Genomic DNA, 22,204 nt, shown 5'->3' with positions numbered 1-22,204 from the left:
CGGCGCGCACTCTTGACCGGTCCGCGACCCTTCTTCCGATGCGACCAAGGAGGATCTCCGTGCGCGACACGATCGCGGAACACTACGAGAATCTTGCTCGCGACTATGACGGCAACTGGGCCCACAGCGCCGAGTACGTGGAGTGGATGAACCGGCTGATCGCCGAGGCACTGGACCTACGGCCGGGCGACCGGGTCGCCGACGTCGGCGGCGGGACCGGACTGTTCGAGCGGGCGCTGCTGCCCCGGATCTCCCCCGACACGCCCCTGCTGTGCGTGGATCCCTCCCAGCACATGCTGGACCAGGTGCCCGCCGACCCGCGCGTGCGCACGGTGTGCGCCGGCGCCGAGGAGGTCGCCGAGGGGCGGGCCGACCTCCCCTACGGGGAGCTCGACGCCGTCCTGGTCAAGGAGACGATCCACCACGTCCCCGACGTGGCCGCCACGGTCGGCGGTCTCGCCCGGCTGCTCGCCCCCGGCGGCAGGCTGCTGATCATCAGCCTCCCGCCCAAGCTCGATTACCCGCTGTTCCAGGCCGCCCTGGACCGCTTCGCCGAGAGGCACCCCGAGATCGCCGACATCGCGGCGGCCATGCGCTCCAGCGGCCTGGACACCCGGATCGGCCAGCACGACTTCGCCGTCGAGGTGGACAGGGAGCACTACATTCGGCTGGTCCAGCGGCACAAGTGGATGTCGGTGCTGTTCACCTTCACCGACGAGGAGCTCGCGTCCGGCGCCGAGGAGATGCGCAGCAGGCACCCGGAGCAGACGCTGCGCTTCACCGACCGCTTCGGCTTCGTCCTCGGCCGCCGACCGGAATAGCCGGCCGGCCGCCGCCGCTCTCACCCGTCCCACCTGGCGCGGCGCATGTCGACGCGGTCGGTGCCCGGGCGCAGCGGGGTGGACTCGGCGGCGTAGTGGCTCAGGGCGCGCACCTCGTGGCCGGGCGGCGGGGTCCCGTCGGCGCGGATCACCCGCCACCAGGGCACGCCGCCGCCCCACGTCGACATGACGGCGCCGACCTGCCTCGGGCCGCCCTCCCCGAGGTACTCGGCGACGTCGCCGTAGGACATGACCCGGCCGGGCGGGATCCGCTCCACGACTTCGAGCACGCGTTCGGCGTAGTCGCCGGGATGGGCGTCTGGCTGGGGCATGGGCCAACGGTAACGGGCTCTCTTGCGCTCGGCCCCGGAAGGCTGCCGCGAGAGCGCGCCATCACGCCGGTCTGCTCCGCAGGGACGGCCCCGGCGCGCCTCGCGGCCGAGGCACATCGGTGACCGCGTGCGCAGGAGCCAGGACCACCGCTTCGGCGGCGAGGCGCGGCCCACCATGGCGAGAATTTCCCGGGCCCGGCAAAGGGGGCCGCGCTCTCGCCACAGCCTCCGTGGTGCCCGCCGGCCGTCGGCTAGTGCGGGACCGCGCGGCGGTGCACCGCGTTGCTCAGCGGCAGGCCGATCAGCCCCATCACCACGACCACCGCACCGACGACCCAGCCCGTCCACGCCGCCGGGGCCGTGTCGGCGAAGCCGAACAGCCACGGGGTGAGGAACATCAGGACGCCGAGCACCAGCGTCACGGCCTCGGTCGTGATGAGCCCGGGGCGGGTGATCGACATCACCGCGGTCAGCACCATGAGCACGCCGAGCAGCACCATGGACGCGGCGCCGATGCCGAGCATGCCGTGCCAGATCCAGCTCACGGCCGCGGCCACGCCCGCCACCACGACCCCCCAGTCGTCCCAGCGCCCCTTCATCACACACCTCCCGGCCCGGTGTCCTGCCGTCTCCCCGGATTTACCCGGTGTGACGTGGATCTCAATCGCACGGCGCGGTAAAACCCGTCCGTCGGCGCAGGCCGGGAGCCGACCGAAAAGGGCCGCCGCGACGTGATGCGCGGCGGCCCCTGTGTGAAGTCCGCGGTCAGTAGGTCGGCAGGCTGGGGTCGACCTGGTTGACCCAGGCCAGCACGCCGCCGCCCACGTGCACCGCGTCGCCGAAGCCCGCGCCCTTGAGCGCGGCCAGCGCCTCGGCCGAACGCGCGCCGGACTTGCAGTGCAGCACGATCCTCTTGTCCTGCGGCAGCTTGGCGAACGCCTCGCCGTTGAGGAACTCGCCCTTGGGGATGAGCACCGCGCCGGGGATGTTGACGATCTCGTACTCGTTCTTCTCGCGGACGTCGACGAGGTAGAAGTCCTCGGCGTCGTCCATCATCGTCTTGAGCTCGCCCGCGGTGATGGTGGAGCCCGCGGCGGCCTGCTGCGCCTCGTCGGAGACCGTGCCGCAGAACGCCTCGTAGTCGATCAGCTCGGTGATCGTGGGGTTCTTGCCGCACAGCGGGCACTCGGGGTCCTTGCGGACCTTCACCGAGCGGTAGCTCATCTCCAGGGCGTCATAGATCATCAGCCGGCCGACGAGCGGGTCGCCGAACCCGGCGAGCAGTTTGATGGCCTCGTTGACCTGGATGGAGCCGATCGAGGCGCACAGCACGCCCAGGACGCCGCCTTCGGCGCAGGACGGGACCATTCCGGGCGGCGGCGGCTCGGGGTAGAGGCAGCGGTAGCACGGGCCGTGCTCGGCCCAGAAGACCGAGGCCTGGCCGTCGAACCGGTAGATGGAACCCCAGACGTAGGGCTTGCCGAGCAGCACGGCGGCGTCGTTCACCAGGTAGCGGGTGGCGAAGTTGTCCGTGCCGTCGAGGATGAGGTCGTAGGGCTCGAAGATGCGGAAGGCGTTTTCGGAGTCCAGGCGCTCCTGGTGCAGCACCACTTCGACGTTGGGGTTGACCTCGCGGACCGAGTCGCGCGCGGACTCCGCCTTGGGGCGGTCGACGTCGCTCTGGCCGTGGATCACCTGGCGCTGCAGGTTGGACTCGTCCACGACGTCGAAGTCGATGATGCCCAGCGTGCCGACGCCCGCGGCGGCGAGGTAGAGCAGCGCGGGCGAACCCAGTCCACCGGCGCCGACGACCAGAACCTTCGCGTTCTTCAGGCGCTTCTGGCCGTCCATGCCCACGTCGGGGATGATCAGGTGACGAGAGTAGCGGCGCACCTCGTCAACGGTCAGCTCGTCGGCTGGTTCGACCAGCGGCGGCAGCGACACAGCAGCTCCTCAGCATGTTGATGACGCTGCGTTCTCCCGGACGGTGCTCCCGCGCACCGCGCCTGCCGGGCGGGGCGCCTGCTCGTGAGAACGCAACGGGCTTGCACTTATCCCAACCTACGGGGTGGGGTTTCGCATTCCCGGTCCGGGATCCCGGGTCGCGGAGCGCGCGCGGCGGCCGTTCGTCAGGTGATGCGCTGCACCGTTCCCGTGCCGGAGCGCCCTTCGTCCGCGCCGAGCAGGAACGGGCGCATCTCCCCGGCCACCGTCGCCGGGCGCTCCATCATCGCGACGTGCCCCGCCCTGGACAGCAGCACCAGCCGGTTGCGCCGGAACGTGCGGGCCGCCCGCGCGGCCATGCGGGGGTGCACGAACCTGTCGTGCCGGGCGTAGACGAGCAGCGTGGGGCACTCCACCCGGGCGGCCTGCCGCCACAGCGCGCGCGGCCCGCGCCGCAGGTACTCGCCGACCATCCCGCGCAGCGACCCGAGCACCGCCCGCGCGGCGTAGTCCCGGCCGTCGCGCTCGCGCTCCGCCTCCAACGCCTCCATCAGGCGCTGGGCCGGCACGGCGGTGGGGTCGTAGTAGGTCACGTCCAGCGTTCCCTGCACCCGGACCTCGGGCGGGCGGCCCTGCACCCGCGCGTAGACGGCGGGCCCGATCACCGGGACCAGTGCGCCGGTCATCTGGTAGGGCACGAGCCGCGGGCGGAGGTCGGGCAGCGCGGGCGAGACCAGCGTCAGCGTGCGCACCAGTTCGGGGTGTTCGGCCGCGACCCGCGTCGCCACGGCGGCGCCCATGGAGTTGCCGACCAGGTGCACCGGGCCGGAGGGCCCCGCGGCCCCTGGCCCCTCGCGGATGAGGTCGACGACCGCGGCGGCGTGGGCGTCCAGGCCGTAGTCGCCGTCGGCGGGCGGCGGGGAGTCGCCGAAGCCGGGCAGGTCCAGGGCCTCCCCCGCGAACTCCGGGCACAGTTCGCCCATGAGATCGGTCCAGTTGGTCGCCGCCCCGCCCAGGCCGTGCACGTAGACCGTCCGCTGCCGGTCCCGGGCGCCGCCGTCGCCCGGCTCGTCGCGGCGGACGTGCACCCGCCGGCCGCCGAGTTCGGCGAACTCCCCCGGCCACAGGGCGATCGGCTCGGGCAGGACCTCCCGCTCGCCCATCACTCCTCGCTCGCCACCGGCCAGGCGGTCGGCGGCCGCCTGGCCGGTGCCGCCCGCTCCGCTCGCCGCGTCGGACTCGCTCACGGTTCCTCCGTAACGCTCGGCTCTACTGGCACTGTACGAGCACGGCCGCCCGGATGCCGACCAAACCCCCACCCGCGCTTGCCTCCTCCGTTGGACAACGCGGAGTAGCGTGGAGGAGACGTCCGTCCACCAACCTGGAGTCTCTTGTGCCGTCCGATCCGAAACGCCCGCAGACCCGCCAGCGGGACGACGCGATCGCGGAGTCCCCGGTGGAGTCCCCCGAGGCCGACGCCGCCGAGCAGCGCGCGACTCTGGGGGACGACAACGACGACTGGCTGAACAACACCACCTTCAGCGCGGACGACGAGGTCACCGAGGCCGATGCCGTGGAGCAGTCGCGCGAGGTCGGAAACGATGAGGACGACTACCGCTGAGGCCGGTCCGGTCCGCCCGTCCGCGCCCCGATCGCTCGGGAGAGTGCGCCCGCCCAACTTACGGACAAGTAAGATAGTGGGGCACGCGCCGGGCGTCGGCCGCGCGTTCCCAGGTCCGGCGCCATCTCACAGTGTCGAGCGTGGCGCACCGCGCCGCGAGTAGTTCGGAGGGTATGGGTGTGACAGCTCCTTCAGACGCCCGCCCGCGGGGGACCCGGCTGCCCCGGCTCGCGCGCCGGCGCCAGCTCCTGGCCGCGGCCCAGGAGGTCTTCGTCGCGCAGGGCTACCACGCCGCGGCGATGGACGAGATCGCCGACCGCGCAGGGGTCAGCAAGCCCGTGCTCTACCAGCACTTCCCCGGCAAGCTGGAGCTGTACCTCGCACTGCTGGAGCAGCACTCCGAGGCCCTCGTGGACAAGCAGCGCGAAGCGCTGGAGTCGACCGACGACAACCGGCAGCGCGTCGCCGCCAGCTTCCAGGCCTACTTCGACTTCGTCGCCGGCGAGGGCGAGGCGTTCCGCCTGGTCTTCGAGTCGGACCTGCGCAACCTCCCCGCGGTCCGGGAGAAGACCGAGGAGACGCTGGTCCAGTGCGCCGGGCTCATCGGCGAGGTGATCCGGCAGGACACCAGCATCTCCGACGAAGAGGCGCACCTGCTCAGCATCGGCCTGGTGGGCATGGCCGAGACCAGCGCCCGCTACTGGCTGCGCAACTACGGCTCGATCCCCAAGGAGGCGGCCGAGCAGCTCATCGCGCGGCTCGCCTGGCGCGGCATCAGCGGTTGGGACCTCACCCGCGGCTGACCCCTCGGTCCGGTCGCGGGCCGCGCGGTCGGGCCAGGTGGCACTGTACATCCCCTTTTTTACTCCGAGTAGCCAGTCGCCACTCTCCGATGATTCGGTCACACTCATAACGGGTAGTCGCCGGATTATAAGCAGTTCGTGGCGTCGGACGGGTCCGCGAGGGGACTCGTGCCGACCGGGTTCGACGACTCGGTTCGAGCCCGCCCGCGAGGCTTCATCGGGGGAGGAACGACATGTCAACGTCGCTCGCCGCTGTCGACTTCGGACAGGGCCTGACCAACGCCTGGGGCTCGGTGATCTCCTTCGTGCCCAAGCTGGCGGCCTTTCTGGTCATTCTGATTCTCGGCTGGATCATAGCCAAATTCATCGGCAGCCTCGTGGGGAAGGGCCTGGGGCGGGTCGGGCTCGACCGGGCGCTGGACCGCGGCGGCGTCGGTGAGTACTTCCGGCGGGGCCGCCAGAGCGCGAGCGGCCTCGCGGGCAAGCTGGTCTACTACATCGGCGTGCTGATCGTGCTCCAACTCGCCTTCAGCGTCTTCGGGCCCGACAACCCGATCACCCAGTTGATCAACGAGGTCGTCGCCTGGATCCCGCGCGCCATCGTGGCGCTGGTGATCATCGTCGTCGCCGGCATCATCGCCAAGGCCGTGCGCGACATCATCGACGGCACGCTGGGCGGGCTCGGTTACGGACGCTTCCTGGCCAACCTCGCCGGCGTCTTCATCCTGGCGCTCGGAATCATCGCGGCCCTGAACCAGATCGGCGTGGCCACCACGGTGACCACGCCGGTCCTCATCGCGGTGCTGGCGACCGTCGGCGGCATCCTCGTCGTCGGGGTCGGCGGCGGCATGGTCCGCCCGATGCAGCAGCGCTGGTCCAAATGGCTGGACGTCGCGGAGCGCGAGACCGGCCGCATGCGCGACGAGCAGAGCTACCAGAGCGGGCGCTCCGACGCGATGCGCGCGCCCGCGCGGGAGCAGGAGGCCCCGGAGCGCCAGGAGGCCGCGGCCGGACGCACCGGCCGCTATTCGGCCGGGACGGTCGAGCCCGGCACGGGCGAGACGCGCATGGGCAGCCCGCGCATGGGCGAGCCGGGAGCGGAGGAGTCCGGGACCGGCCGGATGGGCCGACCCCGCATGGGCGAGCCCGAGGAGGTGCGGGGCCCGCGCGACGAGAGGCGCCCCGGCCCGGAGTACTAGGAGATCGGACGGGCGGGTCTGGCGGCGCCGATCGGGCTCGTCCCCGTCCGTCCCGGGTCGGTGGTGCACACCGCCCTAGAGGAGCTCCTCGCCGGCGAGTTCCTGCCGCGAGAGGCGGTCGATGCGCCGGACGGAGAGCACGATGCTCGCGATGATCACCGGAAGGGAGATCCAGAACGCCGGTTCGGTCGGCCCGGTGAAGACCATGACGGCGATGGCGATGACGGCTTGCAGGGCGAAGAGGGAGAAGTCGACGCGATCCTGGTGGACCAGAACGCCGATCGGTGGGCGCGCCGCCCCATGCCGGCCGCTCCTCATGCGCTCTTCCTTTCTCGCGGCGCGATGGCGGCCGCATCTTCGATCACGGGGCGGGTCCCCTGTTCGTCCGGGTGGATTCCGCGCATGGCAACCGCGCTACCCGGTCGGGATCGGCCCCACGCGCGAGGCAGACCGCCAACAGCGTGAAGACACCCCGGGTACGGCTTAGAGTACGCGGAGTACGCGGGTCCTCGTAGCCGGTTTGCGGATCGCCGCCCACGCCGTGACCGGCAATCCGGTCGAAGGCTCGACCAACTTAACGGACGAATCCGTACTCCTTGGCCATCTGGCAGATCGCCAGGAGCCGCAAGGTCTCCCAGTCGTATCCGGCACCGCTGGAGTGCCAGCCGCGCTCCAGGCATCCGTCCATGAAGCCGCGCAGGTAGTGCGCGAGGCTGCGCCGGGAGACGGCGGCCCCGTCGCGCTGGATGGAATCACGGACGGCGGCGGAGTGCTGGTCGAGCTCGGCGGTCAGTCCTGGGGATGCCGATGCTTCCAGCAGGCCGAACTGACCGAAGTCATGTGAGAGCCGAGCCAGCGGGCACTCAGCGAAGAACCCACGGCGCATGGAGATTACCTCAAGGCGGTGACAACGGAAGGAAACGCCAACGACTATATATCGGTTCGGGCAAAACACGGCCAACAAGGTCAACTGTGTCCCAACTGACACACGCGGCACTCGGCGGCATGTCCGAGGGGAGAGGGCCTCCCGTTTCCGCCCCGTCCCTCCGGCCGCTGCGGCCGGTTCGGTTGCCCCGGGCACCCGGCCGCCCGGTTACGTCGTCAGCCCCATCGCCTGGATGCGCGCGGTGTGGGAGTCGGTGAGCCTGGCGAACATCCGGCTCACCGCCGCGAGGTCGCCGACCTCGGAATCGGCGCCCTCGGACACCAGCATCGCGGCGAGATCGGGCCGCTGGGTGGCCACGAGCTGGGCCTGGCTGAGGGCCTCGCCGACGAGCCGGCGCGCCCACAGCGCGAGCCGGCCGGCGAGTTTCGGATCGTCGGCGACGGCCTCGCGCACCTTGGCCGCGATGAACTCGGCGCGCTCGGTCTCCGACAGCACGCCCGAGACGAGCTCCCTGGTCCGCGCATCGGCCAACTCGGCCACCTGCCGGTAGAAGTCCCCCGCGATGCCGTCCCCGACGTAGACCTTGACCAGACTCTCCAGCCAGCTCTGCGGCGTGGTCCTGGTGTGCCAGGATTCGAGCGGCTCGACGAAGGGCTCCATCGCGGCCTGCGGGTCGGCCCCCAGCTCCTCCAGCCGGTCGCGCAGCAGCTTGTAGTGCGCGTACTCGGTCGCCGCCAGGCCGGCGAGCTCGCCCTTGTCGGCCAGTGACGGCGCGAGTTCGGCGTCGTCGGCCAGGCGGAAGAAGGCGCCGAGTTCGGCGTAGGCCAGCAGGCCGAGCAGGTCGAGCACCGCGCCGCTCGCGGAGGGGTTCCCGGAGGAGGCCGGGGCTGGACCGGACTCGGAGCCGTTGATCATGCGCAAAAGCCTAACGGGTGCGGGCCGCGGCCCTCGATCGGCCCGATCGGGCTGCGCGGGACTTTTTCCGCCGCGGACGGTGTTGCACCCGATGCGGGCGCGAGAACGGCCTGTGGTAAAGGCGGGCTGTCCAGCCTCGGAGCACGCAGGATAGACTCTGCCCTGTGATCGGCGCCGGCCGGTCACCGCGCGAAGCGCCCCCGCCGTGCGAAGACGCCAAGGCCCGGCGGCCCGGTGTGGGCCCGATGGCCGCGGCCGAACCCGGATTCCGTCCGGGGACATCGCGGGACCTGCGGCACTCCCCCGACGGAGAAGCCGAACCGCTGAGCCCGCGGATCCCATGAGTAGGGGCGAACGCGCGCGCGTTTCCGCGCGGTCGGGGAAGAGCCATCGCATCCACGATGGAGGGCGCCCGACTCCGTCGGACCGATCGCGCGGCGCACCCCGCCGCGCACCATGACAACTGAGTGGACGGCACCGGCGCCGATCGGGAATCCGTGATCGGCAGCGCCGAAGCTGCCCTTGGAGAAGGCCGCGCCACTCCCCGATGGTTTTCGGGGCAGGTGAGCCGCGCCGGATTCACCGCTCGAACGGCAAGCGTTCGGCGGCGCCGGACTCGCCCCGCGAGCCCGTCCGCGACACAACAGGCCACGAACCCACACGTGCGGCCCGCCCAGATGGAGGCATGAGCCCTGACAAGCACAGAATCGACCAACGAATCCCGAGAGACCTTCCGCGACCTCGGCATCGGCGCCGACATCGCCGACGCCCTCGAGGCCGAAGGCATCACCACTCCCTTCCCGATCCAGACCCTCGCGCTGCCGCTGGCCCTGACCGGGACCGACATCATCGGCCAGGCCCGCACCGGCACCGGCAAGACGTTCGCGTTCGGCCTGCCGCTGCTGCAGCGCGTCCAGCAGGCGCCCGGCTCGGCCAAGCGTCCCCGCGCGCTCGTCGTGGTGCCCACCCGCGAGCTCGCCATCCAGGTGGCGGCGGACCTCTCCACGGCCAGCAAGCGGACCGGAGCGCGCATCCTCACCGTCTACGGCGGCCGCGCCTACGAGCCGCAGATCACCGGCCTGAAGAACGGCGTGGACATCGTCGTCGGCACCCCCGGTCGACTGCTCGACCTGGAGGGCCAGCGGCACCTGGACCTCTCCGAGGTCACCGCGCTCGTCCTGGACGAGGCCGACAAGATGCTCGACCTCGGTTTCCTGCCCGACATCGAGCGCATCCTCGGCAAGGTGCCGACCGAGCGCCAGATCATGCTGTTCTCGGCGACCATGCCGAGCGAGATCGTCGCGCTGTCGCGCAACTACCTGCGCCGCCCCACCCACGTGCGGGCGAGCGACGACGACTCCGGCCACACCCTGCCGGCGACCACCGAGCAGCACGTCTTCCGCACCCACCAGATGGACAAGCTGGAGATGCTGGCGCGTCTGCTGCAGGCCGAGGGCCGCGGCCTGACCATGGTCTTCTGCCAGACCAAGCGCGCCTGCGACCAGGTGTCGACCGCGCTGAAGGGACGCGGCTTCGCCGCCGCGGCCGTCCACGGCGACCTCGGACAGAGCCAGCGCGAACGCGCGCTGCGCGCCTTCCGCAACGGCAAGATCGACGTGCTGGTCGCCACCGACGTCGCTGCGCGGGGCCTGGACGTCGACGACGTCACCCACGTCGTCAACTACGAGTGCCCCGATGACGAGAAGACCTACACGCACCGGATCGGCCGCACGGGCCGCGCCGGCCGCGCGGGCACCGCGGTGACGTTCGTCGACTGGCGGGAGGTCGCGCGGTGGAAGCTGATCAACGGTGCGCTGGACCTGCCGTTCCCCGAACCGCCGGAGACCTACTCCACCTCCGGGCACTTCTTCGAGGCGCTGCGGATCCCCGCGGGCACCAAGGGTACGCTGGCCAAGGAGCTGCGTGACCGCGCGGGCCTGGAGGCCGAGGAGGTCGAGGACATCGGCGACACCGGCCGTCCGCGCCACGACCGCGACGACGCGCCGCCCCGCAAGCGCCGGTCCCGCAACCGTCGCCGGACCCGCGGCGGAGCCACCGCCGAGCGCGCGGCCGAGTCGGGCGAGAAGGCGCCGGATGCGCGCTCCGCCGAAGCCGCCGGCACCGACAAGCCGGCCAGGAGCAGGCCCCGTCGCCGCCGCACCCGCAAGGGCGTCGACGTGCAGAACGACCAGGAGTAGCGGTCACCGGAGGGGCCGCGGAAAGTGATCGGGTGACCGGGAGGATCTCCCCGTCACCCGCAGGAGTGCCCGGTTCGGCCGAGCGGCGGTTCCCGGGCACCGCCATGGCCCCTTTTCCCTCGCAGATCGTCTATGGTGAACCGACGTGAGTACGCCTCGGTTTCTGGAACTGCCGCCCGGAGTGCGGCGCGTCGACGTCGCGACGCCGCTCGGATCGATCGCCGCCCTGGAGGCCGTCCCGGCCGCGGGCGGCTGTGAGCGGCAGGCGGCCGTTCTGGTGCCCGGATTCACCGGCAGCAAGGAGGACTTCCTCTCGGTGCTGCAGACGCTCGCCCAGGCCGGGCGGCGGGTGTACGCGATCGACATGCCCGGCCAGTACCAGTCCCCCGGCCCCGATGACCCCGCGGCCTACGGTTGCGCGGCGCTGGGCCGGGCCGTCGGCGCCCTGATCGAGGCGCTGGACGAAGGACCCGTGCACCTGCTCGGACACTCGTTCGGCGGCCTGGTGACCCGCGAGACGGTGATCGCCGGGGACGCGCCGCTGCTCTCCTACACGCTGATGAGCTCGGGCCCCAGCGGCGTGCCGGGCGCGTCGGCGGACAACGCCCAGCAGCTGATGGCGGTGCTCGGGCCCACGCCGACCGCCGAGCTGCTGGCCGCGATCTGGTGGGAGCACATGGACGAGCCGACCCGCAGCATGGGCCTGGCCGATGACATCCACGCGTTCCTGCGCGACCGCATGCTCGGCAACTCCCCCATCGGCCTGGCCCGCATGGCCGAAGAGGTGACCGCCGCTCCCGACCGCACCGCCGAACTGGCGGCGACGGACGTGCCGAAGCTGGTGCTCTACGGCGAGAACGACGACGCCTGGCCCCCGGAGCTGCAGGCCACGATGGCCAAGCGGCTCCAGGCGCACCGCGTCGTCATCCCCGGCGCCGCACACTCCCCCAGCGTCGAGGCGCCGGAGACCACGGCGAGCGCCCTCACCGACTTCTGGAACCGGGCCGAGACCCCGCAGCGGGGATGACGGAGGAGCGCCGGTTCTCTCGCCGATCTCGACCTTGGGTTTCATCCTCGGCCCCGGGACGGAGTAGGCGCGCGGGTGGGCACCCTCCACCTCGACCCCAGGGGGCCGTGAAGGCCGGCCCCAGGAGGGAGGGCGCGGCGCCGGTGCGATCCCTGTAGGGGGCCTTCGGCCGCGCGAGAGGATCACCCAGCCACCGCGAATCCCACCTTCGGCTGAGGCTTCAAAACCCCCGATGGTCGAGGTCACAACTCACGTTGACCTTGCGGGGCCTGAAAACGTCGCGATGACCCCACAAGGTCAAGATCGGCGCGGTTCGAAAACCTCAGTCCGCGCTAGTCCCCCGCGACCCAGGAGTCGAAGTTCTTGGACTCCGCGCCGACCGTGGTCTCCTCGCCGCTGTCGGGCAGCACCCTGGTGTCGGGCGGCAGGGACAGCAGCACCTCGCCGACGGAGGCGAGCTGGCTGGTGTAGTCGATGTAGCCCTCGCCGACGGTGCCCAGCCGACCGGACAGCAGGGTGTCGCCGCTGAACACCGCGCCGAGTTCGGCGATGTAGTAGGAGAGCGACCCGGGCGCCGTGCCCGGTGTCGCCAGGACCTCCACTTCGAGGTCGCCGACCTCCAGCGTGCCGCCGCCCTCGACCTGCATGTCGGGCCGGTGCTCCACGCCGTGCACCTTGCGCCAGGAGCGCAGCTCCCGGGGGTGCAGGGCGATGGGCGCCTCGTCGCGCTCGGCGACCTCAACGGCCCCGGCGATGTGCGTGTTGTAGCCGTTGGTGCAGGCCACCAGGTAGATCTCGCGCTCGCCGACCGCCTCCAGAACGGCCTTGGCGTCGTTGCCGGGGTCGATCACGATCACGCCGTCGTCGTCGGCCCGGACGATCCAGGTGTTGGTGACGACCTCGTACTTCTCGCCGTCGGCCTCCAGCTCCCCATGGATCTCGACCCGCTGGACGGCGGAGTCGCCGGCCCGCTCATCGGCCTCGGTCCCCTGGCCGTCCTCGGTCGCGGCGGAGTCGGAGCCCGCCGCGGCCTCGGTGTCCGGCTCGGCGTCGGGCTGCTCGGACTCGGCGGCGGTGTCCGGCTCCGACTCGGCGGTCGCCGTGGCGGTGCCGTCCGCGTCGGCCTCGTCCTTCTTCTTGTCCTTCCGCTTCCAGAACACGGTGCCGACCCTTCGATTCCGTCCGATTCAAGACTTGCGCGCCCCATTGTTGCGGTCCTGCGGCGCGAATGCGTACTCGGCGGCGCGGCACATCACCGTGGCGCACGGCCCGTAAAACGGCGATAAACAGCATCCGACCAGGTCAGAGACGCCTTTCGAATCGGGCGGAACGCAGTGTCGGTTCAGGCCGGTTCAGGCTGGCTCAGGCCCCGACGACGGGCCGGGCCCCCGTCGCGGGCCCGATCAGTCGGGCGTAGGCGTCGGGGTCGGTGGTGCGGCAGCCGAGCCTGTGACCGCTGAGGTCGCCGTGGTCGTCGCTGGAGCCGGTGACGACCAGCCCGAGGTCGGCGGCCCGTCCGCGCCAGTGCGCCGACTCATCGTCGTCGTGGGCGGGATGGTCGGCCTCGATGCCGCCGAGCCCGGCCGCGGCCATGCGCTCGACCAGCTCATCGGGCACCGCCCCGGTCAGGGAGCCCTCGCCGCGTGCGGGATGGGCGAGCGCGCACACGCCCCCCGCCGCCCGCACGAGCCCGACGGCGCGGACCGGGTCGAGCGCGTAGCGGGCGACGTAGGCGGGGCCGCCCGAGCCGATCCAGCGGTCGAACGCGTCCTGCACGTTCTCGGCGGCACCGGCCTCGACGATCGCGCGGGCGAGGTGCGGGCGCCCGACCACGTCGTCGCCGTCGACGTCCCCGGCGATCTCGCGCACCCGCTCCCAGGTGACGTCGACGCCCGCGGCGCGCAGGCGCTCGACCATGCTCTCGGCCCGGTGGAGGCGGTCGGTGCGGATGCGCTCCAGTTCGGCGGCCAGCTCCGGGGCGTCGGGGTCGAACAGGTAGCCCAGCAGGTGGACGCTGCTTCCCATGTGGGCGCACGACAGCTCCATGCCCGGCACCAGCGTGAACCCGGGCGGGAGGTGGGCCGCGGCCTCGGCGTGCCCGGCGACGGTGTCGTGGTCGGTGAGGGCGAGGACGTCCAGCCCGGCGGCGACCGCGTGGTCGATGACCGCCTTGGGGGCGTCGGTGCCGTCGGACACGGAGCTGTGGGAGTGCAGGTCGATGCGCATCGGTCGATTCTAGGAGCACGCCCGCACGGGCCCGCCGACCGGACCGGTCCCGTCCGGGGCCGGAGCGGTCACAGCGGGCGCAGCGCCTCGGTCAGGAACGGGGAGGGCGCGCCGAAGGGCGGCTCCTGGGCCGCGCCGCCGTCGTGGCGGTCGCGGAGGTCGCGCACGCCGTTGATCTCGCACATCATCACGCCGACGTCGGCGGGGCTCAGCACGAACCAGAGCCAACTGGCCAGCGCCTCGCCCGCGTAGACGGCGTGCTCCTTGCCGGCGTCGACGCTCCACAGGGCGATCTCGTGGCCGTCGTAGCGGACCTTGCCGTCGGCGGGGCCGCCGTCGAAGCCGTCGCCGGGATCGGGGCCCTCCAACCGGGCCAGGCGCGCCGCCAGGCCCACGCCGGGGTCTTCGGCGACGACCGCCATCTCGCCCACACCGCCCAGCGGGGCCGGTCCGGAGAGCGCGACCGCGATGGCCAGCGCTCCGCTGCGGTCGTCCCCGGCGTGGGCGAAGCCGGTGATGACCCACCCGGTGGGCAGCGGCCAGGGCACCCACATGGGGACCTGCGCGGAGGCGATCAGGAACTCCAGGGAGGCCGTGCTCGGCGCGTGCAGCGGCTGAAGCGGCGCGACGGGGCCGTGCACACCGCACTGCCACGCGCTCGACCACAGACCCGGTGGGTGGACGGCGCGACCGCAACGTGGACACGACGGGTCGGACTTCATGGTTGCTTCACGTGATACCCCACTGGCCTCCGGGAAACACATCCGTCATTCTTTCCCCGGCGACCCCCGACGGTCCCTGACGGCCCCGGCGGCGAGGCGGCCGCGTGCGCGCCGATCCGGGCGCTCAGGCCCGGCCCGAGTACCCGTCCGGCGGGTGCGGCGGGTTCCCCTGGAAGGAGGAGGACCGCATGGCCCGGTCCGGGAGCTCCGGCGCCCGCGGGGCGGCCGGTTCGGCCGGCGGCCCGGCCGGGTCGCCCGCGGCGGTGCGGCGCCGCAGGTTGCGCCGCCCGGCCAGCCAGGCCACGACGAGGCAGAACAGCCCGACCTCGAGGACGGTGGCGGTCAGCCCCTGCCAACTGCCCGCTCCGCCCTGCTGGTCGAGGGTCCCCTCGTAGGCCGAGATCCCGAACGCGGCGATGTTGTGCAGCACGTGCAGCGCGACCGCGGCCTCCAGGCCGCCGGTGTACCAGGTGAGCCAGGCCATCGCCAGGCCGAAGCAGGCGACGTCGGCCAGCGCCCAGGCGCTGTAGTCGTGCAGTGCGGCGAACACCCCGCCGCTGATGAGAATGGCCAGGACCGGTGTGCGCAGGAACGCGCTGACGGGCCGGCCGATCCCGCCGGGCTCGCGCCCCGGCTCCGCCCCGCGGCGCGCCGCGCGCTCGTGCGGCGCGGCGCCGTAGGAGCCCACGGCCTGCATCAGGAAACCGCGCAGGGCGTACTCCTCCGCCGACGCCTGGAACGGCACCAGCAGCACGATCACCAGCATGCCCAGGGCGAACTCGCGCGCCCCGACCCACGGGCCCAGGGTCGGCTGCCCCGGCTCGGTGACGCCGAAGACCGCGAACAGGTACTCGAAGGAGACCGCGACCGCGACGACGGCGACGCCGACGCAGACCAGCAGCCACGACCAGCGCATCCGCCCCTCGACCGACGCCAGCGTGCCGATCCGGCGCCACTGCACGAACCGGGCGATGAACATGGCCACCGGGATCATCATCGCGAGGATGACCAGGTCCACGGCGAGGTCGGGGATCGGCGAGTCGAAGAACGCCTCGGTCTCCAGGGGCGCCCCGCTGAAGATCGCGATGAGCTTCGCGGTCAGCCCGAGCGGGATCTGGACCAGCAGGTACAGCGCGATGGCGGCGACCACCGCCAGCAGCGGCGTCCACCAGCGGAACCGCGCGGTGCGCGCCATCCGGTGGTAGGGGGTTCCCGGCGGCGGACCGGCCACCCGCGACCGGCGCGGCCGGGCCGCGGGCGGGGGCGGCCAGGCCCACACCGGGGCCCGCGGATCTTCGGCCGCCGACGGCGGGGGCGGCCATGCCCAGGCCGGAGACGACTGCGACCAGGCCGGCGATCCCTGCCCTTCGGGCTCGGACGGCCAGGACGAACCAGGCGGTGGCGACGCATTTCCCATCGTTTGCCGAGATTACTAGCCGACCATGTATCGAGGGCGTTAAGAACGCGCCGACCTGCGAAATCCTTTCAGGACCCCGCGGAGCCGACCGGGCCGGACCCCGGGGCCGCCCTCCCCAGCCGCCGGAGCTTGTCGGGATTGCGGACCAGGTAGATCCGGGTGATCCGGTCGCCGTCCGCTTCGAGCAGGCCGACCGTCGTGGGATCGCCGCCATCCCGGTACAGGACGATCCCCGGCGCGCCGTTGACGTCGACGAAGTCCAGCCGCGCCTTCCGATACCCACGGGCGACCCCGACCAGGAAGCGGGCCGACTTGTCCGGACCGTACAGCGGGTTGAGCGCGGAGCGCACCTTGCCGCCGCCGTCGGTCAGCACGACGACGTCATCGGCGAGCAGGTCCTTGAGCCCGGCCACGTCGCCCTCCACGCAGGCGGCCAGGAAGCGCTCGGTCAGCCGGCGGCGCACCCCGGAGTCGGCGGTGAAGCGCGGCCGCCGCGCGTGCACGTGCTCGCGGGCGCGGTGCGCGAGCTGGCGCACGCTCGCCTCCGAGCGGTCCAGGGCCTCGGCGATCTCGGCGTGCGGCAGGCCGAACACCTCGCGGAGCACGAAGACCGCCCGCTCGACCGGGTTGAGCGTCTCCAGCACCACCAGCATCGCCATCGACACCGACTCGGCGCGCTCCACCTCCTCGGCCACGTCCGGTCCGGTGACCAGCGGTTCGGGCAGCCACGGGCCGACGTAGGACTCGCGGCGGGCGCGCGCCGCCCGCAGCCGGTTCAGTGTGACATTGGTCACGGTCCGGATCAGGTAGCCGCGCGGATCGCGCACGTCGGAGCGGTCGTCCCCGGCCCAGCGGATCCAGGCCTCCTGGACGCAGTCCTCGGCATCGGCGACGCTGCCCAGCATGTCGTAGGAGACGCCGAACAGCAGACCGCGGTACCGCTCGAACACGGCGGTGCGCCCGGTCGCGGATTCGGTCCCGCTCATCGCCGCGCCCTCGCTCCGGTTCCCGCGCTGCGCGCGCATCGGCGGCGGGCGTACCGCTCGACGGTACGGTACGGCAGGGGTCGGGGCGGGTCGAGTGAAATGCGCGCCATGGCGGAGCTCCTCACGCTCGGTTCCTACCCCACAAGGACACGCGGCGGCCCGTGTTTGTGACACTCCGCGCGCGCGAACCCGGAATGCGCTGCGCCGCCTGCGATGCGGACCCGGCGATGCGCATGCCGCCCGTGCTTTTCGGCCCCCGCCTTTCGTACCATTGGATACATGGCCTCCACTCCCACCACTGACCAGGTGACCGCGGCTCTGGCCACGGTCCAGGACCCCGAGATCCACCGCCCCATCACCGACCTCGACATGGTGAAGAGCGTCGAGATCGGGGACGGCGGTGTCGTCCACGTCGGCATCTTCCTCACGGTGGCCGGCTGTCCCATGAAGGGGCGCATCGAGAAGGACGTCACCGAGGCCGTGTCCAAGGTCGACGGTGTCACCCGCGTCGCGGTGGAACTCGACGTGATGAGCGACGAGCAGCGCAAGGCGCTGCAGACCAAGCTGCGCGGCGGGCAGGCCGAGAAGGAGATCCCCTTCGCCAAGCCCAACTCGCTGACCAAGGTGTTCGCCGTCGCCTCGGGCAAGGGCGGCGTGGGCAAGTCCTCGGTCACGGTCAACCTCGCCGCGGCCATGGCCGCCGAGGGGCACAAGGTGGGCGTCGTCGACGCCGACATCTACGGCCACTCGGTGCCGCGGATGCTGGGCGTCTCCGGCCACCCGACCAAGGTCGAGGACATGATCCTGCCGCCGAGCGCGCACGACATCAAGGTCATCTCGGTCGGCATGTTCACTCAGGGCAACCAGCCGGTGGTGTGGCGCGGCCCGATGCTGCACCGCGCACTGCAGCAGTTCCTCTCCGACGTGTTCTGGGGCGACCTCGACGTCCTGCTGATGGACCTGCCGCCCGGCACCGGTGACATCGCCATCTCGGTCGCGCAGTTGCTGCCGGGCGCCGAGATCCTGGTCGTCACGACCCCGCAGCAGGCCGCGGCCGAGGTCGCCGAGCGGGCCGGCGCCATCTCCGCCCAGACCCACCAGCGCGTGGCCGGCGTCATCGAGAACATGTCGTACTTCATCGCGCCCGGCACCCAGGAGCGCACCTACCTGTTCGGCGAGGGCGGCGGCAAGGCGGTCTCCGAGGGCCTCACCCAGGCGCTGGGCGCCAAGGTGCCGATGCTCGGCCAGGTCCCGCTGGAGATGGGCATGCGCGAGGGCGGCGACGAGGGCAAGCCGTACGTGCTGACCGACCCCGACACCGAGGCCTCCAAGGCGCTGCGCACGATCGCCGGGGAGCTCGTCGGCAAGCCGCGCGGCCTGTCCGGCATGCAACTGGGCATCAGCCCGGCCCGTCGCTGACGGCGCCGCCGCGCCCGCGCTCGAAGGCCGCCACCGGGGAGGTGGCGGCCTTCGGCGTGTCCGGTCCGCGGCTCACCCGCCCAGCGACTGGGGGGCGAAGAAGACGGCGTCGCGGGTGCTCGGCCCCTCCTCGGTGGCCGTGAAGACCCAGTAGCCGCCGGGCCGCTCGGTCCCTCTGCGGTAGCCGCCCGCGCCGACCACGAGTTCGGTGCGGCCGTCGCCGTCCAGGTCGACCAGTGAGAGGTCGGCGCCGAAGCGGTCGCCGCCCTCGGGACCGGGGCCGCCGCTCGGCTCCTCCGGCACGCCCGGTGAGTCGAGTCCGATCCGCTGGGCCCCCGCACCGCTGAGTCCGTCGGGGCCTCCGCGGAGCACGGTGACGCTCCCCCGCCCCTCGTCCTCGCCGGGCGCGGCGACGGCGACGTCGGCGAACCCGTCACCGTCGACGTCGCCGACCGCGGGGTTCTCGCCGAACCCGTCGGCGGCCTCCCCCATGTCGTCGGCCTCGGTGTCGCCGGGGACGCCGGGGCTCTCCTGGTCGATCTCGGTCTTCTCCCCGCCGGAGCCGGGGCCTTCGGGCCCGCCGTAGAGGACGGTGATCCCGCTGGAGACGGAGAAGACACCGCCGTTGGGAACGATGAGATCGTCGTCGCCGTCGCCGTCGACGTCGCCCGCTGCGCCCGTCTCGTACTCGACGGGGCCCCCGGTGTATCCGACGCTGAGCTCCTGAACCGCACCCGCGGCGACCATGCCCTCGTCCGTGCCCCGGAAGTAGACGACGCTTTCGACCTGGGGCGCGCCCCGTTCCTCGAACCGTGCGTCCTCCTCCCAGTAGAAGCCGAACACCACCAGGTCGTCGCGGCCGTCCCCGTCGAAGTCGCCCGCGACGGCACCGCCCACCGGAACCCAGCCCCCCTGGGTGCCGTCGAAGCGCCCGGTGGCCGCCGGCTCCCCCGAAGCGGAGAACGGCCCGTAGAGCACCCGGGAGTGGAGCGCTTCGCGGTCCGTCCGCTCGGAGTCGTCGGCGGCGCCGCCCAGGGCCGCCCTCCCCGCGGCGATGATGTCGGGGAAGCCGTCGCCGTTGAAGTCGCCCACCGCGTCGGCCGGGCGGTCGAGTGCCAGAGCGACGGCGTCGGCGGGCCCGTCCTCCGATCCCCGGACGAGGTACTGCTCGGTGTCTCCGATGACGACGAGGTCGGCGTAGCCGTCCTGGTCGAGGTCTGCCATGGGCTCCAGGACGTCCCCGTTGAAGGCGAAGGTGCCGTCCAGAAGGCCGTCGCCGTATTCTCCCGGCTCATCGGGCACCAGGTCGTTGAACGAGGTCCCCTCGGCGGGGTCCAGTCCCGAGTCCGAGCCGTAGCCGACGGCCTTGTGGCCGACCGGTTCCTCCTCGACCCCCCGCACCCACTCACCGCTGACGGCGAAGTCGGCGTAGCCGTCGCCGTTGACGTCGTTCAGCGCCGCGGCGTCGCCGTCGGGCGTGGCCGTCGGCGCGTATCCGGACGGCTCCAGAACGGGCGGCTCGCCACTGGTTCCCGTCCCCGCGCACGCGGCGAGGAGCACTGTCACCGTACAGAACACGGTCGCCGATGCGGCGGATCGGTATCTACCCATTCGGGAATTGTGGCGTATGGTTCGAGCGAGTGTCGCAGGACCACCGTCCCGGCGGCTCGTCTCGCTCAGCCGACGACGAAAGGACGACAGGTGCCCGAGTCCGACGCCGCACGCTACGCGCGGTGGCTGCAGATCGCCGTCGAAGAGGCCGAGGCCGGCCTGGCGAGCGGCGGCATCCCCATCGGGGCCGCCCTGATCGACCGCGACGGCCGGGTCCTCGGCCGCGGCCACAACCGCAGGGTGCAGGACGACGATCCGTCCGTGCACGGGGAGACCGCGGCGTTCAAGGCGGCCGGGCGGCAGCGCTCCTACGCCGGGACCACGATGGTCACCACGCTCTCGCCGTGCTGGTACTGCAGCGGGCTGGTCCGCCAGTTCGGCATCTCGCGCGTGGTGATCGGCGAGGCCCGGACGTTCTCCGGCGGGCACGAGTGGCTGGCGGAGAACGGCGTCGAGGTGGTGGTGCTGGACGACCCCGGGTGCGAGCGGCTGATGACCGGCTTCATCGCCGCGCACCCGGCCCTGTGGTACGAGGACATCGGCGAGGACGACACGGAATGAGCGGCCCCGGCCCCCGCGGCCGAGCCGCCATCGACGAAGACCCCCGGAGCGGTCTCCTTTCGCGTTCCTCGGGCGTCGGATCCGTGCCGACGCTCCCCGCAGCACCGTCGGCGCCCCCTCGGATCCCGGTTCCGAGGGGGCGTTCCACCGCGGTCGCGGTTTCCGGAATTCAGAGGACGGACAAGGCCGTGGCCCGGAGGCCGGTCACTCGGAGGAGCCCAGCGTCATCGTGGTCTGCTGCTCCTCGCCGCCGCGCTCGTAGGTGATCTCGACCCTGTCGCCGGGGGCCTTGTTGCGGATCAGCGTGACGAGCTGGGTGGAGTCGCGGACCGAGGTGCCGTCGAACTCGACGATGACATCGCCCGGCTCCAGCCCGGCCTCGTCTGCGGGGCCGTTCGGGACGACGGGCCGGCCGACCGACTCGTCGTCGATGATGAGCGCGCCCTGCTCCTGGTAGCGGATGTCCAGGATGGCGCCGATCACCGCGTGCGGCGCCTCCCCGGTCTCGATGAGCTGCTGGGCGACGCGCTCGGCCTGCGTGGACGGGATCGCGAAGCCCAGGCCGATGCTGCCGGTCTGCTCACCCGACAGGCCGCCCATCGTCGCGATGGCGGAGTTGACGCCGATGACGCGGCCCTGGTCGTCGACCAGCGGGCCCCCGGAGTTGCCCGGGTTGACGGCCGCGTCGGTCTGCACGGCGTTGATGTAGGTCTCCTCGCCGCTCTCCCCCACCGTGACCGGGCGGTTCACCGCGCTGATGATGCCGGTGGTCACGGTGCCCTCCAGGCCGAGGGGGGCGCCGATCGCGATCACCGTGTCGCCGACGGTGGCCTGGTCGGAGTCGCCGAACGCCAGCGGGGTGACGTCGATCGGGTCCCTGACCTGGAGGACGGCCAGGTCCGAGCTGGGCGCCGCACCGACCACGCCGGCGGTGGTGGTGTGGCCGTCGCTGTAGACGACCTCGATGCCCTGGCCCTCCAGCGCGGCGGCGACGTGGTTGTTGGTGAGCACGTAGTCGTTCTCGATGACGAATCCGGAACCGTTGCCGCTGCTCTGCGGCCCGGAGCCCTGGATGGAGACGACGCTCGGGCTGACCCGCTGCGCGACGCCGGCGATGGTGTCCGGCGGCCGGCTCGGCGTTCCGCTGGGCACCTCGTTGTTGAGCGTGGGGGAAGGCTGTTCGGGTGCGGCGTTGTCGACGGCGATGAGACCGCCGACCGCGCCGCCCGCGCCGGCCGAGACCAGCGCGACGACCATGACGATGACGATGACGGCCCAGACGGGCATGCCGCGGCGGCGCGCGGAGTCGCCGGGGCGCCCGCCGGGGTCGCCCGGCCCCGCGGACCACTGCGCACCGGGCGGGCCGCCGGGGCCGCCGGGACCTCCGGGGCCGCCGGGGATGTGCGAGCCGCCGGGGACACCGGGAGCACCGGGGACGGAGGGCGCGCCGGGACCCGCGGGACCGGCCGGGCTCCCCGGCCCGGGAGGCGGTGCCTGATGGCCGCTCCACGGCGCC

General features: G+C 72.4%; 21 protein-coding genes and 1 pseudogene. 8 read left to right on the top strand and 14 right to left on the bottom strand.

The window, feature by feature from the left end; translation table 11 throughout:
• Positions 1 to 59: 59 nt before the first annotated feature.
• The gene (locus HDA32_RS04210) at positions 60 to 821 is read left to right on the top strand and encodes a class I SAM-dependent methyltransferase (protein WP_218882326.1); all 762 of its coding nucleotides are present in this window, start codon (positions 60 to 62) and stop codon (positions 819 to 821) included.
• Between the two features lie 20 nt (positions 822 to 841).
• Here the strand turns inward: HDA32_RS04210 and HDA32_RS04205 are convergent, their stop codons facing one another.
• The 4 genes from HDA32_RS04205 to HDA32_RS04190 form a co-directional block, all read right to left on the bottom strand.
• The gene (locus HDA32_RS04205) at positions 842 to 1,153 is read right to left on the bottom strand and encodes an MGMT family protein (RefSeq protein WP_179641906.1); all 312 of its coding nucleotides are present in this window, start codon (positions 1,151 to 1,153) and stop codon (positions 842 to 844) included.
• 251 nt (positions 1,154 to 1,404) lie between these two features.
• Complete coding sequence (locus HDA32_RS04200) at positions 1,405 to 1,752, bottom strand: SPW repeat domain-containing protein (protein ID WP_179641905.1); 348 nt, start codon at positions 1,750 to 1,752, stop codon at positions 1,405 to 1,407.
• A 166-nt stretch (positions 1,753 to 1,918) separates the two neighbouring features.
• Complete coding sequence (gene moeZ / locus HDA32_RS04195; RefSeq protein WP_179641904.1) at positions 1,919 to 3,097, bottom strand: adenylyltransferase/sulfurtransferase MoeZ; 1,179 nt, start codon at positions 3,095 to 3,097, stop codon at positions 1,919 to 1,921.
• A 185-nt stretch (positions 3,098 to 3,282) separates the two neighbouring features.
• Entirely contained in the window at positions 3,283 to 4,344 is a 1,062-nt protein-coding gene (locus HDA32_RS04190) for an alpha/beta fold hydrolase (protein ID WP_312863037.1), read from the bottom strand.
• A 146-nt stretch (positions 4,345 to 4,490) separates the two neighbouring features.
• Between HDA32_RS04190 and HDA32_RS04185 the strand changes: the two genes are divergently transcribed.
• From HDA32_RS04185 to HDA32_RS04175, 3 genes and pseudogenes are all read left to right on the top strand, one after another.
• Positions 4,491 to 4,718, top strand: coding sequence for an Rv3202a family protein (locus HDA32_RS04185; protein ID WP_179641903.1), 228 nt, complete (start codon positions 4,491 to 4,493; stop codon positions 4,716 to 4,718).
• 173 nt (positions 4,719 to 4,891) lie between these two features.
• Positions 4,892 to 5,521: a TetR/AcrR family transcriptional regulator gene (locus HDA32_RS04180; RefSeq protein WP_179641902.1), complete on the top strand. Its 630-nt coding sequence runs from the start codon at positions 4,892 to 4,894 to the stop codon at positions 5,519 to 5,521.
• 233 nt (positions 5,522 to 5,754) lie between these two features.
• Positions 5,755 to 6,478 (top strand): annotated as a pseudogene (locus HDA32_RS04175) (mechanosensitive ion channel family protein); the annotation flags it as partial.
• A gap of 317 nt (positions 6,479 to 6,795) precedes the next feature.
• Here the strand turns inward: HDA32_RS04175 and HDA32_RS04170 are convergent.
• From HDA32_RS04170 to HDA32_RS04160, 3 genes are all read right to left on the bottom strand, one after another.
• Positions 6,796 to 7,038 (bottom strand): hypothetical protein, encoded by a 243-nt coding sequence (locus HDA32_RS04170; protein ID WP_179641900.1) that lies wholly within the window; start codon positions 7,036 to 7,038, stop codon positions 6,796 to 6,798.
• A 256-nt stretch (positions 7,039 to 7,294) separates the two neighbouring features.
• Entirely contained in the window at positions 7,295 to 7,606 is a 312-nt protein-coding gene (locus HDA32_RS04165) for a DUF6401 family natural product biosynthesis protein (RefSeq protein WP_179641899.1), read from the bottom strand.
• Between the two features lie 207 nt (positions 7,607 to 7,813).
• Positions 7,814 to 8,521: a ferritin-like fold-containing protein gene (locus tag HDA32_RS04160; protein ID WP_179641898.1), complete on the bottom strand. Its 708-nt coding sequence runs from the start codon at positions 8,519 to 8,521 to the stop codon at positions 7,814 to 7,816.
• A gap of 746 nt (positions 8,522 to 9,267) precedes the next feature.
• Between HDA32_RS04160 and HDA32_RS04155 the strand changes: the two genes are divergently transcribed.
• Together HDA32_RS04155 and HDA32_RS04150 are read left to right on the top strand one after the other, a co-directional pair.
• Positions 9,268 to 10,719 (top strand): DEAD/DEAH box helicase, encoded by a 1,452-nt coding sequence (locus tag HDA32_RS04155; protein ID WP_179646457.1) that lies wholly within the window; start codon positions 9,268 to 9,270, stop codon positions 10,717 to 10,719.
• A 145-nt stretch (positions 10,720 to 10,864) separates the two neighbouring features.
• Positions 10,865 to 11,746, top strand: coding sequence for an alpha/beta fold hydrolase (locus tag HDA32_RS04150; RefSeq protein ID WP_179641897.1), 882 nt, complete (start codon positions 10,865 to 10,867; stop codon positions 11,744 to 11,746).
• Between the two features lie 332 nt (positions 11,747 to 12,078).
• Here HDA32_RS04150 and HDA32_RS04145 read toward each other — a convergent pair whose 3' ends face one another.
• The 5 genes from HDA32_RS04145 to HDA32_RS04125 form a co-directional block, all read right to left on the bottom strand.
• On the bottom strand, positions 12,079 to 12,906 hold the full coding sequence (locus tag HDA32_RS04145; protein ID WP_179641896.1) for an MBL fold metallo-hydrolase: 828 nt from the start codon (positions 12,904 to 12,906) through the stop codon (positions 12,079 to 12,081).
• A gap of 202 nt (positions 12,907 to 13,108) precedes the next feature.
• On the bottom strand, positions 13,109 to 13,972 hold the full coding sequence (locus HDA32_RS04140) for a PHP domain-containing protein (RefSeq protein WP_179641895.1): 864 nt from the start codon (positions 13,970 to 13,972) through the stop codon (positions 13,109 to 13,111).
• 68 nt (positions 13,973 to 14,040) lie between these two features.
• A complete protein-coding gene (locus HDA32_RS04135; protein ID WP_179641894.1) occupies positions 14,041 to 14,694 on the bottom strand; it encodes a DUF6758 family protein in 654 nt (217 codons plus the stop codon).
• 124 nt (positions 14,695 to 14,818) lie between these two features.
• Positions 14,819 to 15,889 carry a CPBP family intramembrane glutamic endopeptidase gene (locus HDA32_RS04130; RefSeq protein ID WP_246334225.1) on the bottom strand — a complete coding sequence of 357 codons (1,071 nt, stop codon included), beginning with the start codon at positions 15,887 to 15,889 and terminating at the stop codon, positions 14,819 to 14,821.
• A gap of 290 nt (positions 15,890 to 16,179) precedes the next feature.
• The gene (locus tag HDA32_RS04125; RefSeq protein ID WP_179641892.1) at positions 16,180 to 17,097 is read right to left on the bottom strand and encodes an RNA polymerase sigma-70 factor; all 918 of its coding nucleotides are present in this window, start codon (positions 17,095 to 17,097) and stop codon (positions 16,180 to 16,182) included.
• 279 nt (positions 17,098 to 17,376) lie between these two features.
• Between HDA32_RS04125 and HDA32_RS04120 the strand changes: the two genes are divergently transcribed.
• Positions 17,377 to 18,516 carry an Mrp/NBP35 family ATP-binding protein gene (locus tag HDA32_RS04120; RefSeq protein ID WP_179641891.1) on the top strand — a complete coding sequence of 380 codons (1,140 nt, stop codon included), beginning with the start codon at positions 17,377 to 17,379 and terminating at the stop codon, positions 18,514 to 18,516.
• A gap of 72 nt (positions 18,517 to 18,588) precedes the next feature.
• Here the strand turns inward: HDA32_RS04120 and HDA32_RS04115 are convergent, their stop codons facing one another.
• A complete protein-coding gene (locus HDA32_RS04115; protein ID WP_179641890.1) occupies positions 18,589 to 20,127 on the bottom strand; it encodes an FG-GAP-like repeat-containing protein in 1,539 nt (512 codons plus the stop codon).
• Between the two features lie 90 nt (positions 20,128 to 20,217).
• On the opposite strand from HDA32_RS04115, the gene HDA32_RS04110 reads away from it, so the two are divergent.
• A complete protein-coding gene (locus HDA32_RS04110; RefSeq protein ID WP_179641889.1) occupies positions 20,218 to 20,688 on the top strand; it encodes a nucleoside deaminase in 471 nt (156 codons plus the stop codon).
• Positions 20,689 to 20,892: 204 nt separating this feature from the next.
• Here the strand turns inward: HDA32_RS04110 and HDA32_RS04105 are convergent, their stop codons facing one another.
• A complete protein-coding gene (locus HDA32_RS04105) occupies positions 20,893 to 21,975 on the bottom strand; it encodes a S1C family serine protease (RefSeq protein ID WP_179641888.1) in 1,083 nt (360 codons plus the stop codon).
• Positions 21,976 to 22,204: the final 229 nt, after the last annotated feature.

Origin of the sequence: Spinactinospora alkalitolerans (assembly GCF_013408795.1) — a bacterium.
GTDB classification, from domain to species: domain Bacteria; phylum Actinomycetota; class Actinomycetes; order Streptosporangiales; family Streptosporangiaceae; genus Spinactinospora; species Spinactinospora alkalitolerans.
The sequence above is the reverse complement of the archived record's forward strand: the minus strand, read 5'-3'. Positions and strand labels throughout refer to the sequence as shown.

Coding starts and splice junctions, on each gene's coding strand:
- HDA32_RS04205 (WP_179641906.1), bottom strand. CDS start 1,153: ATGCCCCAGCCAGACGCCCATCCCGGCGACTACGCCGAACGCGTGCTC.
- HDA32_RS04200 (WP_179641905.1), bottom strand. CDS start 1,752: ATGAAGGGGCGCTGGGACGACTGGGGGGTCGTGGTGGCGGGCGTGGCC.
- HDA32_RS04180 (WP_179641902.1), top strand. CDS start 4,892: ATGGGTGTGACAGCTCCTTCAGACGCCCGCCCGCGGGGGACCCGGCTG.
- HDA32_RS04170 (WP_179641900.1), bottom strand. CDS start 7,038: ATGAGGAGCGGCCGGCATGGGGCGGCGCGCCCACCGATCGGCGTTCTG.
- HDA32_RS04165 (WP_179641899.1), bottom strand. CDS start 7,606: ATGCGCCGTGGGTTCTTCGCTGAGTGCCCGCTGGCTCGGCTCTCACAT.
- HDA32_RS04160 (WP_179641898.1), bottom strand. CDS start 8,521: ATGATCAACGGCTCCGAGTCCGGTCCAGCCCCGGCCTCCTCCGGGAAC.
- HDA32_RS04140 (WP_179641895.1), bottom strand. CDS start 13,972: ATGCGCATCGACCTGCACTCCCACAGCTCCGTGTCCGACGGCACCGAC.
- HDA32_RS04135 (WP_179641894.1), bottom strand. CDS start 14,694: ATGAAGTCCGACCCGTCGTGTCCACGTTGCGGTCGCGCCGTCCACCCA.
- HDA32_RS04130 (WP_246334225.1), bottom strand. CDS start 15,889: ATGGCGCGCACCGCGCGGTTCCGCTGGTGGACGCCGCTGCTGGCGGTG.
- HDA32_RS04125 (WP_179641892.1), bottom strand. CDS start 17,097: ATGAGCGGGACCGAATCCGCGACCGGGCGCACCGCCGTGTTCGAGCGG.
- HDA32_RS04120 (WP_179641891.1), top strand. CDS start 17,377: ATGGCCTCCACTCCCACCACTGACCAGGTGACCGCGGCTCTGGCCACG.
- HDA32_RS04115 (WP_179641890.1), bottom strand. CDS start 20,127: ATGGGTAGATACCGATCCGCCGCATCGGCGACCGTGTTCTGTACGGTG.
- HDA32_RS04105 (WP_179641888.1), bottom strand. CDS start 21,975: ATGCCCGTCTGGGCCGTCATCGTCATCGTCATGGTCGTCGCGCTGGTC.